Genomic DNA, 13,642 nt, shown 5'->3' with positions numbered 1-13,642 from the left:
AGGCCGTCGAATCTGGTTTCACAGCCGCGCATTGCCAGTTCGTAGACGCCTCGGAAAAGCGCTTTACCTCGTCGTTCTTCCCCGCTTCCATCGCCTAGACTGAGAGATGGACGCAAGCCGATACGGAGGTTCCGATGTCTGAATCGCTGCTCGCCTATCTGATGGGGCCCGCAGTCATGCTGGTGGTCGGCGTTGCCATCTGGATGGCGTCCCGCCACCACGGCCCTTCAAGACCCCCCAAGCTCGAGCGCTGGCTCGATACGCACTACGCGGAGTGGCTGCATCACCGGCACTGAGCGGTGCGTGAAACCGGACAGGCCGTCGCCTCGGGCGACGGCCTGTTTGTCTGCGTGCTCACCAAGCCGGCTGCGGCTGCCCCGGCGCATAGCCGTATTGTCCCGGCGGCGGCGCACTGCACCCGACGTACGCGCGCTGGTACTGGTCATAGCAGTATCCGGGCGGCGGCCCCGCATAAACCGGAGCCGGCTGATAGGCCGGCTGCGCGTAGACCGGCTGCTGGTAAGCCACCACCGGCGCCGGGTTCAGCACGGACGTCACGACCGCGCCGAGGACCGCGCCACCGATCAGCGCGCCCACCACATCGCCACCATGTCCATGCGCGGATGCTTGCCCCGCCACGCTCAGACTACCCGCCATCACCAACGCCACTGCGATCTTTTTCATGTTGAGCTCCCGCCGTTCAGGCATGGAGCGGATTGTGACGGGCGCGCGTGGAAATAGATGCTGCAAGTGGTAACGGAACATTAACCGTGTAACAGCCGCTTCCTCTCGCGTATCCGATCTCGTGTGCAGCCGTATGACGCTGTCTGCGGTCTGCCGCAAGATTTCGATGCGGCCACCGCGATCATGCAACGCGCCCATGCGCCAGGCGCGCGCCCCTTCCTTGCTTCAGCCCGCCACGGCGGACCTGTAGCGCGCAGCCGGCACGCTATGCGACAGATTCGGCTGCAGATGCTGGCGTGCGCTGTTCAGCTGCTCCCAATCGGCGGCATCGAGCAACGACGGAATCGTGATCAGTTCGCCCTGGTCGAGCCCGGCAAGCGCGGCGTCGACCATATCGTCGGCGCTCATGACGATCTGCGAAGGCAGATGCTGAATCGCGAGACCCGCGCGATCCCAGAACGTGGTGCTGGTCGCGCCCGGCAGCACCGCCTGCACGCGCACGCCCTTGCCGCCCACCTCGTGACGCAGCGACTGCGTGAGGTTGAGCACGTATGCCTTGGTGCCGCTGTAGGTGCCATTCAGCGTTTCCGGCGACAGCGCGACGATGGACGAAATATTGATCACGGCGCCCGCGCCGCGCTCGACCAGACCGGGCAATACCGCCGCCGTCAGACGCGTGAGCGACGTCACGTTCAGGTCGATCATCTTTTCGAGCGCGTCGATATCCGAATCGATCAATGCAGCCGTTGCGCCGACGCCCGCATTGTTGACGAGCATCGTGATCGCTCGGTCGGCGCGCAGCCGCTCTTCGACGCGGCGCAGGTCGGCCTTGACGGTGAGGTCGGCGCTGATGATTTCCACGTGACGGCCGGTTTGCTGCCGCAGACGCTCGGCAACGCTATTCAACCGCTCGCCATCGCGGGCGACCAGCAGTAAGTCGTAGCCGCGCCGCGCGAGGCGGTCCGCATAGACCGCGCCGATACCCGACGACGCGCCGGTGACCACCGCCGTGCCCTTGCCCTGGTGATTACCGTTCTGCGCGCCCTGCTCTGTCTGCGTTGCCATTTGAAGCTCTCCTCGCGGGCTCCGCGCATCGCGCGCGCCCTTTTCCGTTGAATGGGAACGTCCGTAGACCCCCCGCCGCCGGCCTACGCCGATGCGACGGTGTTGACGTGATGACTGTAGGCGCGCACTGTTTTGTCTCAAATGTCATTTTTACCTCGTTTTAGACATAGAAATGAAACGTGTCGGCTTGGTCGTGTTTCCGGGCTTCCAGATCCTCGACCTGATCGCGGTGTCGGTATTCGAACTCGCGAATCAGACCGCCGGCGCGCCAGCATACGAAGTCACCGTGATTTCCGAGCACGGCGGCATGGTGCCCAGCTCGTCGGGCGTCGAGGTCGCGGCGCAGCCATTTGGCGATCCGGCCTACGACACCGTGATCGTCACGGGTGCAATGGAACTCGCGCCGTCGTCGCCCGGCCTGCTCGCATTCCTGAACGATGCGCTCGCCGCGTCGCGCCGCACCGCCAGCATCTGCACCGGCGCGTTCGTGCTCGCGGAAGCGGGTATCCTCGACGGCCGCCACGCCACCACGCACTGGGCGCACTCGGGAGACCTGCAGCGGCGCTTTCCCCGCACCTGGGTCGACGACGACCGCATCTTTATCGTCGATGGTTCGGTATGGACGTCGGCCGGCATGACCGCGTGCATCGACCTGTGCCTCGCGCTCGTCGAAAGCGACCTCGGCGTGGCCGCGTCGCGTGCGATCGCGAAGAAGCTCGTCGTCTATCACCGGCGCACCGGCGGGCAGTCGCAGTTTTCGGCGATGCTCGACCTCGAGCCGAAATCCGATCGCATCCAGACTGCACTGTCGTATGCGAAAAGCCATCTGCGCGAGCCGTTGACGGTCGAACAGCTCGCCGAGGTCGCGCATTTGAGTCCGCGCCAGTTCAGCCGCGCGTTCCGCGACGAGACGCGCCAGTCGCCGGCCCGCGCGATCGAGGCGCTGCGCGTCAAAGCGGCGCGCACGATGCTGGAAAACGGCCGTCATTCGGTCGAAACGGTCGCGGCCGATACTGGCTTTATCGACACTGAGCGGATGCGGCGCGCGTTTTTGCGTGCGTTCGGCCAACCGCCGCAAGCGATCCGGCGTGCCGCACGCGTGGAGAATACGAAACGAAGCAGCACGACGCCCGCCGCCGCCGCGATCGACCTGTGACCGAACTGAGCCTGACAAAAGGAAACGCGATGAGCTACAACGACAGCAACCCGTTCGCGAAGATTTTGCGCGGTGAATTACCGTGCATCAAAGTCGCCGAAAGCGACCGTGCTCTGGCCTTCATGGACTTGATGCCGCAAGCCGACGGCCATCTGCTGGTGGTGCCGAAAGAGCCGGTCGCGGAGATCTTCGAGCTGTCCGATGAATCGCTCGTCGCGTCGGTGCGCATGGCGCAGAAGCTCGCGATTGCGGTGCGCGCGGCGCTGCGCCCCGACGGCGTCTTCATCGGACAATTCAACGGCGCGGCGGCCGGACAAACAGTGCCGCACGTCCATTTCCACGTGGTCCCGCGCTGGGAAGGTGAACCACTGAAGATGCATGCGCGCGAGCCGGCCGATGCGGATACGCTCGAAGCATTGGCCAAACGGATTCGTGCGCATTGGCGGCCCGAATGGATCGCCGAATGATATCGGGGCTCGCCTGGTCATCAGTGCCTCCCCGCTGACGCGGTATCAATGTCGTTCCGGGCGTAGTGTCGGTCATCGGCCGTAACATCTGTAAAGGCCGTTGAAACCACCGCCGGGCGCCGCATCGCTAGACTGCTACCTGCCTTGTTCTGCAAGGCATTGAGTGTGGATCTCTTTTTAGCCTGCCCTGTCGTGGCAGGCTTTTTTCTTTGGCGATTCGGCACACGCGTGCCGCCGGGCTGCACGGCTCATTCGAAGACGCGAACGCAACCCGTGGACCGTCAGAGACGTTCGCGCGAACGACGCAGCGGGTGGCGCCAGTCGACCCGCCGGCGCCGCGCGGGTAGGGGTCGCCCTTCATGCAGATGGCGGTGTTCCTGCCACAATTCGTCGGAAAACAGAAACGCGACGATCAGCAGCGGAACGACGAGAAAAATCCCGAGTATCACGTGCTCGTTCACGATAGCCTCCAGTCCCAGGAGATTGATTTCATTGTAGAGCACCGCCTGTTCCCGCGGCGGGCCGCGCCGCTCGTTAATGCGCGGCCCGCGGTGCGCTGCGGCAAGGCATCTCGCTGGACGCGCCTACCCGAGCGGCCCGGGCGCGGCTGCGGTGAAGCTCTGCCTCTTTCCTGCGCCTTTTGGCAATGACGTGTTGGGCGCGCTTGAACGAGACACGAACTCGCCGCAAACTGCGCTGACTAAATAAATTCCGAAATCGTCGAAACGTGCACGACGCGACTCTTCGCCGGACATCCTGCGCGATGAATCCAACCACTGGCTCTCAAGGGGAATTTCATGACCGTCGAACGCAGCCGCGAACTGAGCTTGCGCCCGCTGGAGCGCACCGACTTGCGTTTCGTCCACGAGGTGAACAACGACGCCAAGATCATGCGGTACTGGTTCGAAGAGCCTTACGAAACTTTCTCCGAACTGAGCCAGCTTTACGACGAGCACGTCCACGACCTACGGGAGCGGCGCTTCGTCGCGATCGACAATAAAGGCGCGACCGTCGGCCTCGTCGAACTGATCGAGCTCGATTACATCCATCGGCGCGGCGAATTCCAGATCATCATTGCGCCGCACGCGCAGGGGCGCGGTTATGCGAGCATCGCGACCCGCCTTGCGATCGACTATGCGTTTTCCGTACTGAACATGCGCAAGCTCTATCTGATCGTCGATAAATCCAATGCGGCCGCGATCCATGTGTACGAGAAATGCGGCTTCCGCCACGAAGCCGAGTTGATCGAAGAATTTTTCGGCAACGGCCGCTATCACAACGCGCTGCGCATGTGCCTGTTCCAAGCCGATTTCTTCGAAGCCGATGGTCGCCGTTCGGAGTGATTCCGCCGCGCTCGCCAGCCGGACGCTGACGCTGCGATGACTGCCTGGCACCGAATATCTTCTGCATCCGCACCGTTATTTGGTACTCCGGTCTCTGCCTGACGAATGAGTTTGTGTGCAACGCACAAAGCAGTCCGCGCTGTTGTATTAAGTCGCTTAATTGTTACTGCTGGTTTACGTGAGCATTACCGCTCAAAGCTATATCGGCTAAAGCGCAGCACGCGGTCGATCTTTTAGTTATCTGTTTCATTCCGCGTTATTCAGGCGTCAGCTCAAGCTTTAATCAACTGCAACCGCCGGTGCGACAATTCGCCACTGTTGCGACCGCACACAAAATGTGCTTGTCGTTCCTGCGCGTTCTTCTAGAGTGCAAGTTGCGGGTTCACCGTCACAGTTAAATACATAGCTAACCTGAGTTATTTGATCCGCACCGGAGGAACAAATGAAAACTCGACTTGCCGTTGTTTTCGCCATTGCCGGTTTGGCTGCCGCCAGCGTTCAGGCACAGGATGCCGTGGTCAGGCCGCAGCAAACCATCCAGTTCAAGGCCAATGCGTATGGCTGCGTGTCGAAGGATAAACTCGACGCCGCCGACCATCACGCGCAAGCCGGCGAACAGCAACAGATGCAAGAATTCTTCTCCGGATATCAGTGTGTCTCGACACCGTCGGACTCCGATTTCCGTGTCGTACGTGTGGTCGGCCACGACGTCGAATTCGTGAATGCCGCTAATAGCGACACCGAAGGGCTCTGGGCAAACGATCGGTTTATCAAGCAATAAGTACGATACCGGCATTCCGCCAAAACGCCGCAATGCGGTTGCACGCGTTTCACTTCCGGCTTTGAAAGTTGGAGGTGTGAGCGCCTGCGTTAAAAAGCGGCTCAGGCATCGAATGCCATGCCGCTTTTTTAGTTTCTTTTGGCTTTGCCGCTCTTGGCTGCGGAAATAAAAAAACCGATGCGGATTTATCGACCCGCATCGGCAGTACGCCTTCTCGCAAAGCGCAGGAACAACCCTTCGAATAACAGCGCCGCGCGTCAGTGCACGCGCTTGCTGCGACGGTACTGGTCGAACAGCACCGCAAGCAGCAGAATGCCGCCGCGAATCAGGTACTGGTAGAACGTCGGCACGTTCAGCAGGCTCATCGCGTCCTGCACCGAGCCCATGATCAGCACGCCGACCAGCACACCGGAAATCGTCGCGACCCCGCCGGTCAGCGACACGCCGCCGAGCACGCACGCCGAAATCACACCGAGTTCGAGCCCGACCGAGGTCTTCGGATCGCCGAGACTCATGCGCGACGCGAGCATCACGCCCGCAAAGCCGGTCACGAGTCCCTGCAGCACGAACACGGTGATCTTGATGCGCGTGACGGGGAGGCCCGCGAGCACGGCCGCCTCGCTATTGCCGCCGACCGCCAGCACGTTCTTGCCGAACACGGTCTTCTTCAGCAGGAAGCCGAACAGCACGAAGCCGACGATGTTGCTCCAGATCGGATACGAAATGCCGAGAAACGAGCCGCCGCCGAGATCGAAGAAGCGCTCTTCGGAGATCATCACCGCGTCGCCGTTCGACGTGATGTATGCGAGGCCGCGCACGACTTCCATCATCGCGAGCGTGACGATCAGCGAATTGATCTTGTAGCGCGCGACCAAGGTGCCGTTGACGAGCCCGACCGCGCCGCCCGCGAGCACACCGGCCAGGACGCCGATCGTCACGCTATGCGTCGCGGTAATCAGCACGGATGCGACCACACCGGAGAACGCGACGATCGACGCGACCGACAGATCCACCTCGCCGAGCGCAAGCACGAACATCATCGTCACGGAAATCGAGCCGATCAGCGTGACCGACAGCAGCAGGCCCTGGATGTTGCGCGCGCTGAGAAAGTCCGGCACCGCGAACGACAGCACCGCGAACAGGATGACGAACACCATCACGATGCCGGATTTGTTGATCAGGTCCCAGCTGCGCGCTGCGCGCGCGGCGAGGCCCGCGGGGGCGACGGCTGAGGTCGAAGAATCGGTTGAAGGTGTGTTCATGGTGTCTCTTCCATTCAGTGCCGTTTTCGGCAGCGCGGTATTCGGTAAAAGTTTGAGCAGCGCGACTCGGTTTCGGTTTGCTTTGGCGGCCGGGGGTGCGCGAAGCGGGGCGCTTCAGCGCGGCAGCGCGAGCTTGATCAACGCATCCGGCGTCGCCTGCGCCTTCGGCAGATCGCCGACGATGCACCCTTCCTTCATCACGATCACGCGATCCGTCACGCCGATCACCTCGGCGAGATCGCTCGACACGACGATTACCGTGCGGCCCGCTTCGGCGAGCCCGTAGAGCAGCCCGTAAATCTCGCTGCGCGCGCCGACGTCGATACCGCGCGTCGGCTCGTCCATCAGGAACACGTCGATGTCTTCGGCGAGCCAGCGCGACAGGATCACCTTCTGCTGATTGCCGCCGGACAGCGTGCCGATCGGCGTCTCGCCATTGCGCGTCTTGATCGCGAGCTTGCCGATGAACTCGCGGGTGGTCTGCGCTTCCTTGCGGCCGTTGAGCACATGGAAGCGGCTGAAGTGCCGGCGGCAACTGATGTTAAGGTTGTCCGACACCGACGCGATCGACACGATGCCTTCCTGCTTGCGATCTTCCGGACATAGCGCGACGCCGGCACGCACCGCGTCGCGCGGCGTTGCGAACCGTACGCGTTTGCCCTTCAGCGCTATTTCGCCGGCCGCCGGTTTGACCGCGCCGTAGATCAACTTCATCAGCTCGGAGCGGCCCGCGCCGACGAGCCCAAAGAAGCCGACGATCTCGCCTTTGCGCGCCGCGAAGCTTGCCGGTTCGCGCAGGCCGGGCCCCAGCACTTCCGTCACTTCGAGTTGCACGTCGCCGAGTTCACGCGCGCGATAGCCGTACACGTCCGCAATCGAGCGGCCCACCATGCAGCTGATCAGACGGTCGCGATCGAGTCCTGCGCCGGCTTCGAACGTATCGATGCGGCGGCCGTCGCGGAACACGGTGACGCGGTCGCACAGCTCGTACACCTCTTCCATCCGGTGCGTTACGTAGATGATCGCGCGGCCTTCGGCCTTCAACGCGCGGATGATCCGGAACAGTTGCGTGGTTTCGCGCGACGACAGCGAACTGGTCGGTTCGTCGAACGCGATCACGCGCGCGTCGCGCATCAGCGCCTTGCCGATTTCGATCATCTGCCGCTGACCGATCGACAGGTGCTTCACCTGCTGCGATGGATCGATCTTTTCGCCGAGCCGTTCGAGCTCGCGCATCGCGCGCGCGACCAGGGCCTTTTCGTCGAGCACGCCGAAGCGGTTCGGCAGCGCGCCGAGCATCAGGTTTTCGGCGACGGTCAGCTCCGGCACCAGATGCAGTTCCTGATAGATGATCGCGATGCCCGCGGCGATCGCCGCCTTCGTCGTCGTGAACTGCTGTTCGACGCCGTCGAGCGACAGCGTGCCCGCCGACGGATGATTCACGCCGGACAGCACTTTCAGGAGCGTCGACTTGCCGGCGCCGTTCTCGCCCATTAGCCCGTGCACCTCGCCGCGCCGTACTTCGAGCGAGACCTGGTCGAGCGCGAGCACGCCGGGAAACCGCACGGTGATGCCGTCGAGCTGCAGGTACGAGGCGTCGCCGGAAGCGGCTGACGCATACGGAGTGGGCGAGGGCACCGCCACCGCGCCACCGGGCGACTCAGTGGAGGCCGAAGATAAGGACGTCATCGAAAAAACCTCAAACGGGTGGAACCTGAGCGGGCCACTCGCGCGAACTGCGAAGTGCGACGCGGCCCGCTACGTGCAGCGCGAAAGCCCGGCTTAGATGCCGAGTTCCTTGCGCACGTCCTGCCAGTTGCTACGCACCATCAGCTTGCCGGTGGTCTGCGTATCGGCGGGCGGCTGCTTGCCGTCCTTGATCCACTCGACGAGGTTTTCCGTGCTGTCCTTGCCGTGGTTCGTCGAGCTGACGGCGATCGTGCCGTAGAAGCCGGTGGGTTCCTTTTTCTGGAATTCGGCGAACGCCTCACCCGCGCCGTTGATGCCCACGCCGATCACGTCCGCTGACAGGATATGCAGCTGTTCGGTCGCGCGCACGCCGCCGAGCACGCTTTCCTCGTTGAGCGCGAAGATCACCCACTTCTTGATGTTCGGATGCTGCGCGAGCACCGGCGACACCGCGTTGAAGCCGCCTTCATCGTCAGTCGTTTTCTGCGGCGCGTCGAAAATATTTTCCTTTTTGAAGCCGCCGGCGAGCAGCGATTGCGTCGCGCCGTCGGTGCGCAGCTTCGCGGTCGGCAGTTCGTAGTCGGTGATGCGCAGCGCGCCGACTTCTTCCGGCTTCCAGCCGCGGCGCTTCATTTCGTCGCTGATCGCCTGACCGACCTGATTGCCGATCTTGAACGCCGACATGCCCAGATGCGGCACGTTGGCGAGCGGCTTGCCGGTCGAGTCGACCAGTTGGTCGTCGACGGTCACGAACTTCATGTTGTAGCGCTTCGCGCGTGCCTGAATCGCCGGTCCGAGACGCACGTCGGGCGCGCAGATCACGAAGCCCTTCGCGCCTTGCGCGCCGAGGTTGTCGATGGCGGCCAGCACTTTTTCGCCGTCGGGCGTGCCGATGTTGACCACCGAGAAGCCATCCTTTTTGCCGAGCGCGGTCGCGGCCTTCTGTTCGTTGATGAACCACGCCTGTTCGGGCATCTTCACGAGAAAGCCGACTTTCAGCGGTTCATCCGCGTGCGCGGACAGTTGCACGGCGAACGGCGCGGCCAGCGCCGCGGCGGCGATGGCGGTCAGGGTCAAACGGCGAAGCTTGCTGGTCATCTTGTGTCTCCTGAGGTTGAAAAGCTGCATTGATTTCGTGTAGTTGCAGCGAGGCACGCGCGGGCGGCATCAGCCGTCGCGGAAACCCGCGCGAATTGGGGTAAAGCGCGCGCCACGCCGCGCGCGAAACCTGTGTTGAGGCCTCGGGGGAAAACCGTGGCCATGCTTGGGACGACGCGCGTTGCGGCGAAGCTCATCGTGTTCAACCCGCCACGTAGGCCGTTTTCACGGCGCTCCAGAATGCCGCGTCGGTTGCGCCGTAGGCCGAAGCCTTGCGCCCGCCGCCGGGCCCGTGATGTTCCACGGTCGTGGTCGGCAAATTAATCGTCACGAGACCGCTTTGCACATGGCGGCGGAAATGCCGCGCGCGCTCCAGCGAGCGCGTGCAGATGCCGGCGCACAGTCCGTAAGCGGTGTCGTTCGCGAGATGCAGCGCGTGCTCGTAGTCGTGCGCGCGCAGCACGACCGCCACCGGGCCGAAGATTTCGTCCTGCGCGATGCGGTGTTCAGGTTCACCAGCAAACAAGGCCGGCTCGAAGAAGTAGCCGCGCGTCGCGCGTTCCACCGGCCGGCCGCCGTGCAGCAACTGCGCGCCTTCCCGCTCGCCGATGCGCACGTAGTCCAGATTGCGTTCGAGTTGCGCGGCGTTCGCCGCCGGCCCGATATCGGTGCCATGCTTCAGCGCATGGTCGACGGTGAGTGTTGCGAGCTTCGCCCGCAACGCGTCGACGAACGGTCCGAACACCGTGCGCTCGACGATCAGCCGCGCCGCCGCCGTGCAGCGCTGGCCTGCCGCGCTATAGGCGCCCGTCAGCGCGGCGTCGACCGCGCTGTCGAGATCGGCGTCGGCCAATACGACGAATGGATTCTTGCCGCCCATCTCGAGTTGCACGCGCGCCCGGCGCGTAGCGGCGGCTTGCAGCACGCGCGTGCCGGTTTCGGTCGAGCCGGAGAAACTGACCGCCGCGACAAGCGGGTGCGCGACGATACGCGCGCCGATCTTCCGACCGCTGCCTATCACGAGGTTGAATACACCGGCCGGCAGCCCCGCTCGGCTGATGATCGATGCGAGCGCCGCCGCACAGGCCGGCGTCGATTCGGCCGGCTTGTAGACCACGCAGTTGCCGTGAGCGACCGCGGCGCCGATCTTCGCCGCGGCGATCGCGAGCGGCGCGCTCCACGGCGCGATGATGCCGATCACGCCGAGCGGCTCGCGCGTCACGTCGATTTCGACGCCGGCCCGCGCGGACGCGAGCGGCTCGGCAAACGCGCGCAGCGCGTCGGCCGCGAACAGCTTGAATAGCTGGCCGGCGCGCGTCGTTTCGGCGAGCGCTTCGGACAGCACCTTGCCGACTTCGCGCGCGAGCAGGCGGGCGAGTTCCTCGCGGCGCGCGAGCATCTCGGTGCCGATCGCGTCGAGCGCATCGGCGCGGCGCTGCGCCGATGCCAGCGACCAGTCGCGAAACGCCGCGTGCGCGGCTTCGATCGCGCTGTCGGTCTGCCGCACGTCGGCGCGCACATATTCGCCGAGCGGCTCGTCGAGGTCCGACGGATTCACCGACAGGCCCGTGGTCGCGCCCGTCTCCCATCCGCCATTGATGTAATGGCGAAACGGGCTGACAACGAGCGGGACGAATGGATCGCGGTTCATCGACGGATAGGGCGTCACATGGACAAAGCGGATGGCGTTGACAAAGTCCACGAATGGTATGAGTCACCCCAATAACTTTCCAATCCCTTTTTCAGCCTCTCCGATATCAGTTCGGGTATGGCATCATGGGCGCCCGAGCAGAACACCGAGCCCAACAGCCAGCCATGCAACGGCTCGCGCCGCTCGTCCAAAACAAACGGAGACACGCGATGACGCGTAGCTATTCGAACTGGTTCGTGCGCGCCCGCCTGAAGACGCGCCAGTTGCTGCTGCTCGCGGCAATGGAGGAAGAGGGCAACGTGCGCCGTGCCGCCGACGTGCTCGGCATGACGCAGCCGGCCGCGTCACGGCTGTTGAAGGAACTGGAGGACATGCTCGAAGTGAGCCTGTTCGACCGCACGCCGCACGGCATGCATGCGACGCTGTACGGCGAGGTGATGATCCGCCACGCGCGCATGGTGCTGTCGAATCTGAACCAGGCGCACGACGAAATCTCCGCGCTGCGCTCAGGACTCGCGGGTCAGGTGCGCATCGGCGTGATCGCCGCAGCTGCCGCGACCATGGTGCCGCGCGCGATCTCGAGCGTGAAGCAACGCTATCCGCAGTTGCAGGTGTGGGTCGAAGTCGCAACCTCCGACGTGATGCTGCCCCGCCTCGCCGAGGGTGAGCTCGACATCATGATCGGTCGGGTGCTCGAGCGGCAGAATCAGTTCAAGACCGATGTGCGCTACGAACCGCTTGCCGATGAACCGCTGTGCGTGGTCGCGCGTCCCGGTCATCCGCTCGAAAACGACACCGGTTTGACGCTGCGCGGGATCGTCAACGCCGGGTGGGTGTTGCACCCGCCGGGCAGCGTCTTGCGGCATCGCTTCGATCTAATGTTTTCGCAAATCGGTCTGAATCCGCCGCAGAACGTCGTCAATACCAACAATTTCCTCGCGATTTCGAGCCTGCTGCTGCAAAGCGACATGTTGGCAGTTTTACCTGACGAAGTGGCGCGCCAGTACCAACAGTACGGTGTATTGAAGCGTGTACCGATCGATTTGCCGTGCCGGATGGATACATTCGGTATCATCACGCGCCAGTCGCATCTGCTGTCCCCGGCAGCGGTCGTCGTGCTCGACGCGCTGCATGAGGCGGCCCGCGACGTGTACGGCACGGCTTTTGAGCCCGCTGTGGCGCGTTAAATGCTTGCTTTCCACGTCATGAGGCACCGGCTGACGGCGCGGGAGGGACAGGCGATGTACACCAAACATGGCAAACGGCAACGCGCCGTCGACGATTCTTTTTCGATTCGCTCCGGTGGAGCGAGCGTCTGGTTCAGCAACGGAATGGCTCTCAAATCGACGATTTACAAGGCGGATCTACAGATCGCGGACATGGACCGGCACTACTACGCCGACCATTCGCTGACGATCGCCCGTCACCCCTCGGAAACCGACGAACGGATGATGGTCCGCGTCGCCGCGTTCTCGCTATTCGCGCAGGAACGGCTGGAGTTTTGCAAAGGTTTGTCGGACGTGGACGAACCGGACTTGTGGCAGAAGGACTTGACCGGCGCGATCGAAACGTGGATCGAAGTCGGTCAGCCCGATGAGCGGCGCATTGCGAAGGCGAGCGGGCGCTCGAATCAGGTGGTCGTGATCGCGTATGGCGGGCGGACGTCGGAGATCTGGTGGCAGGGTGTGCGCAACAAGGTCGAACGCATGCGCAATGTGACGGTCTGGACGCTCGGCGAAGATGTCGCGGCAGCGCTCGGCTCGCTCGCCGAACGGACGATGCGGCTGCAATGCACGGTGCAGGACGGCGAAGCATGGCTTGGCAGCGCCGAAGCCGATGCGGTGAAGATCGACTGGACCGTGCTGAAAGCCCCCGCCGACGCATAACCTCCAGCTCGGACACAAGTCGGGCGCGTTGCGACGCTCAAAGCGACGTGACCCGCGCCGCGTCCGGCGGTCCCTTCAGTTCGACCATATTGCCTTCGGGGTCGAACAGATACAGCGACGGTCCGAAACCATCCGCGCCGTATCGCACTCCCTGTTCGCCAAGCCGCGCGCCGTGTGCGCTCAGATGAGTCTTGAGCGCTTCGACGTCGAACGATTCGACGCGCAGGCACAGGTGATCCATATTGCGGCCCGTGCCAGGCGCGCCGTTTTCCGCGCGATCGATCTTCGCGCCAACTTGCAGCAGATCGATCAGCGAGCGTCCTGCGCGCAGTTGCGTCAGGCCCAGCTCGCGTTGTTCCTTTTCGAGGCGACAGCCGAGGACGTCGCAGTAGAAGCGCGCCAGCGTGTCGACGCTCGTCGCGCGAATCACGACGTGGTCGATTTCGCGAATGTGGATTTTCATGTGGAACGCCCTCTGGCTGAGTCGGGAAACAGATGATTAGCCAAGTGTAGGAGAAAGGGCTGGAGCCTGCGGAGGCGGAAGGGACGTGGGCTGGCCG

Annotated in this window: 15 protein-coding genes; 8 read left to right on the top strand and 7 right to left on the bottom strand. The window is 63.5% G+C overall.

Going from position 1 to position 13,642, the window contains the following annotated elements:
* The first annotated feature begins 134 nt into the window (after positions 1-134).
* A complete protein-coding gene (locus VGH68_RS05075) occupies positions 135-296 on the top strand; it encodes a hypothetical protein (protein ID WP_331602419.1) in 162 nt (53 codons plus the stop codon).
* Positions 297-354: 58 nt separating this feature from the next.
* Here VGH68_RS05075 and VGH68_RS05070 read toward each other — a convergent pair whose 3' ends face one another.
* On the bottom strand, positions 355-684 hold the full coding sequence (locus VGH68_RS05070) for an ecotin precursor (RefSeq protein ID WP_331602417.1): 330 nt from the start codon (positions 682-684) through the stop codon (positions 355-357).
* Positions 685-909: 225 nt separating this feature from the next.
* On the bottom strand, positions 910-1,749 hold the full coding sequence (locus VGH68_RS05065; protein WP_331602416.1) for an SDR family oxidoreductase: 840 nt from the start codon (positions 1,747-1,749) through the stop codon (positions 910-912).
* A gap of 172 nt (positions 1,750-1,921) precedes the next feature.
* On the opposite strand from VGH68_RS05065, the gene VGH68_RS05060 reads away from it, so the two are divergent.
* From VGH68_RS05060 to sap1, 5 genes are all read left to right on the top strand, one after another.
* Positions 1,922-2,905 (top strand): GlxA family transcriptional regulator, encoded by a 984-nt coding sequence (locus VGH68_RS05060; protein WP_331602415.1) that lies wholly within the window; start codon positions 1,922-1,924, stop codon positions 2,903-2,905.
* Between the two features lie 29 nt (positions 2,906-2,934).
* On the top strand, positions 2,935-3,372 hold the full coding sequence (locus tag VGH68_RS05055; RefSeq protein WP_331602414.1) for an HIT family protein: 438 nt from the start codon (positions 2,935-2,937) through the stop codon (positions 3,370-3,372).
* 359 nt (positions 3,373-3,731) lie between these two features.
* Positions 3,732-4,022, top strand: coding sequence for a hypothetical protein (locus tag VGH68_RS05045; RefSeq protein ID WP_414696896.1), 291 nt, complete (start codon positions 3,732-3,734; stop codon positions 4,020-4,022).
* A 147-nt stretch (positions 4,023-4,169) separates the two neighbouring features.
* Positions 4,170-4,715 (top strand): spermidine N1-acetyltransferase, encoded by a 546-nt coding sequence (gene speG, locus VGH68_RS05040; RefSeq protein ID WP_331602411.1) that lies wholly within the window; start codon positions 4,170-4,172, stop codon positions 4,713-4,715.
* Positions 4,716-5,157: 442 nt separating this feature from the next.
* A complete protein-coding gene (gene sap1 / locus VGH68_RS05035; protein ID WP_331602410.1) occupies positions 5,158-5,496 on the top strand; it encodes a surface attachment protein Sap1 in 339 nt (112 codons plus the stop codon).
* A gap of 257 nt (positions 5,497-5,753) precedes the next feature.
* Here sap1 and araH read toward each other — a convergent pair whose 3' ends face one another.
* From araH to VGH68_RS05015, 4 genes are all read right to left on the bottom strand, one after another.
* Positions 5,754-6,758 (bottom strand): L-arabinose ABC transporter permease AraH, encoded by a 1,005-nt coding sequence (gene araH, locus VGH68_RS05030; RefSeq protein WP_331602409.1) that lies wholly within the window; start codon positions 6,756-6,758, stop codon positions 5,754-5,756.
* Between the two features lie 114 nt (positions 6,759-6,872).
* On the bottom strand, positions 6,873-8,447 hold the full coding sequence (gene araG, locus VGH68_RS05025) for an L-arabinose ABC transporter ATP-binding protein AraG (RefSeq protein ID WP_331602408.1): 1,575 nt from the start codon (positions 8,445-8,447) through the stop codon (positions 6,873-6,875).
* A gap of 93 nt (positions 8,448-8,540) precedes the next feature.
* Positions 8,541-9,545, bottom strand: a complete 1,005-nt coding sequence (locus VGH68_RS05020) for an arabinose ABC transporter substrate-binding protein (RefSeq protein ID WP_331602407.1) — start codon at positions 9,543-9,545, stop codon at positions 8,541-8,543.
* 202 nt (positions 9,546-9,747) lie between these two features.
* Positions 9,748-11,196 (bottom strand): aldehyde dehydrogenase family protein, encoded by a 1,449-nt coding sequence (locus tag VGH68_RS05015; RefSeq protein WP_331602423.1) that lies wholly within the window; start codon positions 11,194-11,196, stop codon positions 9,748-9,750.
* Positions 11,197-11,405: 209 nt separating this feature from the next.
* Between VGH68_RS05015 and VGH68_RS05010 the strand changes: the two genes are divergently transcribed.
* Together VGH68_RS05010 and VGH68_RS05005 are read left to right on the top strand one after the other, a co-directional pair.
* Positions 11,406-12,383, top strand: a complete 978-nt coding sequence (locus tag VGH68_RS05010) for a LysR family transcriptional regulator (RefSeq protein ID WP_331602406.1) — start codon at positions 11,406-11,408, stop codon at positions 12,381-12,383.
* A gap of 144 nt (positions 12,384-12,527) precedes the next feature.
* Positions 12,528-13,082, top strand: coding sequence for a YaeQ family protein (locus VGH68_RS05005; protein ID WP_331602422.1), 555 nt, complete (start codon positions 12,528-12,530; stop codon positions 13,080-13,082).
* A gap of 37 nt (positions 13,083-13,119) precedes the next feature.
* Here VGH68_RS05005 and VGH68_RS05000 read toward each other — a convergent pair whose 3' ends face one another.
* Entirely contained in the window at positions 13,120-13,545 is a 426-nt protein-coding gene (locus tag VGH68_RS05000; protein WP_331602405.1) for a VOC family protein, read from the bottom strand.
* Between the last annotated feature and the right edge of the window lie 97 nt (positions 13,546-13,642).

It is taken from the genome of Paraburkholderia sp., from assembly GCF_036488505.1.
Lineage (GTDB): Bacteria > Pseudomonadota > Gammaproteobacteria > Burkholderiales > Burkholderiaceae > Paraburkholderia.
The sequence above is the reverse complement of the archived record's forward strand: the minus strand, read 5'-3'. Positions and strand labels throughout refer to the sequence as shown.

Bases quoted from the DNA above. Each gene is read 5' to 3' on its own strand.
- VGH68_RS05075 (WP_331602419.1), top strand. From the start codon at position 135: ATGTCTGAATCGCTGCTCGCCTATCTGATGGGGCCCGCAGTCATGCTG.
- VGH68_RS05070 (WP_331602417.1), bottom strand. From the start codon at position 684: ATGAAAAAGATCGCAGTGGCGTTGGTGATGGCGGGTAGTCTGAGCGTG.
- VGH68_RS05065 (WP_331602416.1), bottom strand. From the start codon at position 1,749: ATGGCAACGCAGACAGAGCAGGGCGCGCAGAACGGTAATCACCAGGGC.
- VGH68_RS05060 (WP_331602415.1), top strand. From the start codon at position 1,922: ATGAAACGTGTCGGCTTGGTCGTGTTTCCGGGCTTCCAGATCCTCGAC.
- VGH68_RS05055 (WP_331602414.1), top strand. From the start codon at position 2,935: ATGAGCTACAACGACAGCAACCCGTTCGCGAAGATTTTGCGCGGTGAA.
- VGH68_RS05045 (WP_414696896.1), top strand. From the start codon at position 3,732: ATGCAGATGGCGGTGTTCCTGCCACAATTCGTCGGAAAACAGAAACGC.
- speG (WP_331602411.1), top strand. From the start codon at position 4,170: ATGACCGTCGAACGCAGCCGCGAACTGAGCTTGCGCCCGCTGGAGCGC.
- sap1 (WP_331602410.1), top strand. From the start codon at position 5,158: ATGAAAACTCGACTTGCCGTTGTTTTCGCCATTGCCGGTTTGGCTGCC.
- araH (WP_331602409.1), bottom strand. From the start codon at position 6,758: ATGAACACACCTTCAACCGATTCTTCGACCTCAGCCGTCGCCCCCGCG.
- araG (WP_331602408.1), bottom strand. From the start codon at position 8,447: ATGACGTCCTTATCTTCGGCCTCCACTGAGTCGCCCGGTGGCGCGGTG.
- VGH68_RS05020 (WP_331602407.1), bottom strand. From the start codon at position 9,545: ATGACCAGCAAGCTTCGCCGTTTGACCCTGACCGCCATCGCCGCCGCG.
- VGH68_RS05015 (WP_331602423.1), bottom strand. From the start codon at position 11,196: ATGAACCGCGATCCATTCGTCCCGCTCGTTGTCAGCCCGTTTCGCCAT.
- VGH68_RS05010 (WP_331602406.1), top strand. From the start codon at position 11,406: ATGACGCGTAGCTATTCGAACTGGTTCGTGCGCGCCCGCCTGAAGACG.
- VGH68_RS05005 (WP_331602422.1), top strand. From the start codon at position 12,528: ATGGCTCTCAAATCGACGATTTACAAGGCGGATCTACAGATCGCGGAC.
- VGH68_RS05000 (WP_331602405.1), bottom strand. From the start codon at position 13,545: ATGAAAATCCACATTCGCGAAATCGACCACGTCGTGATTCGCGCGACG.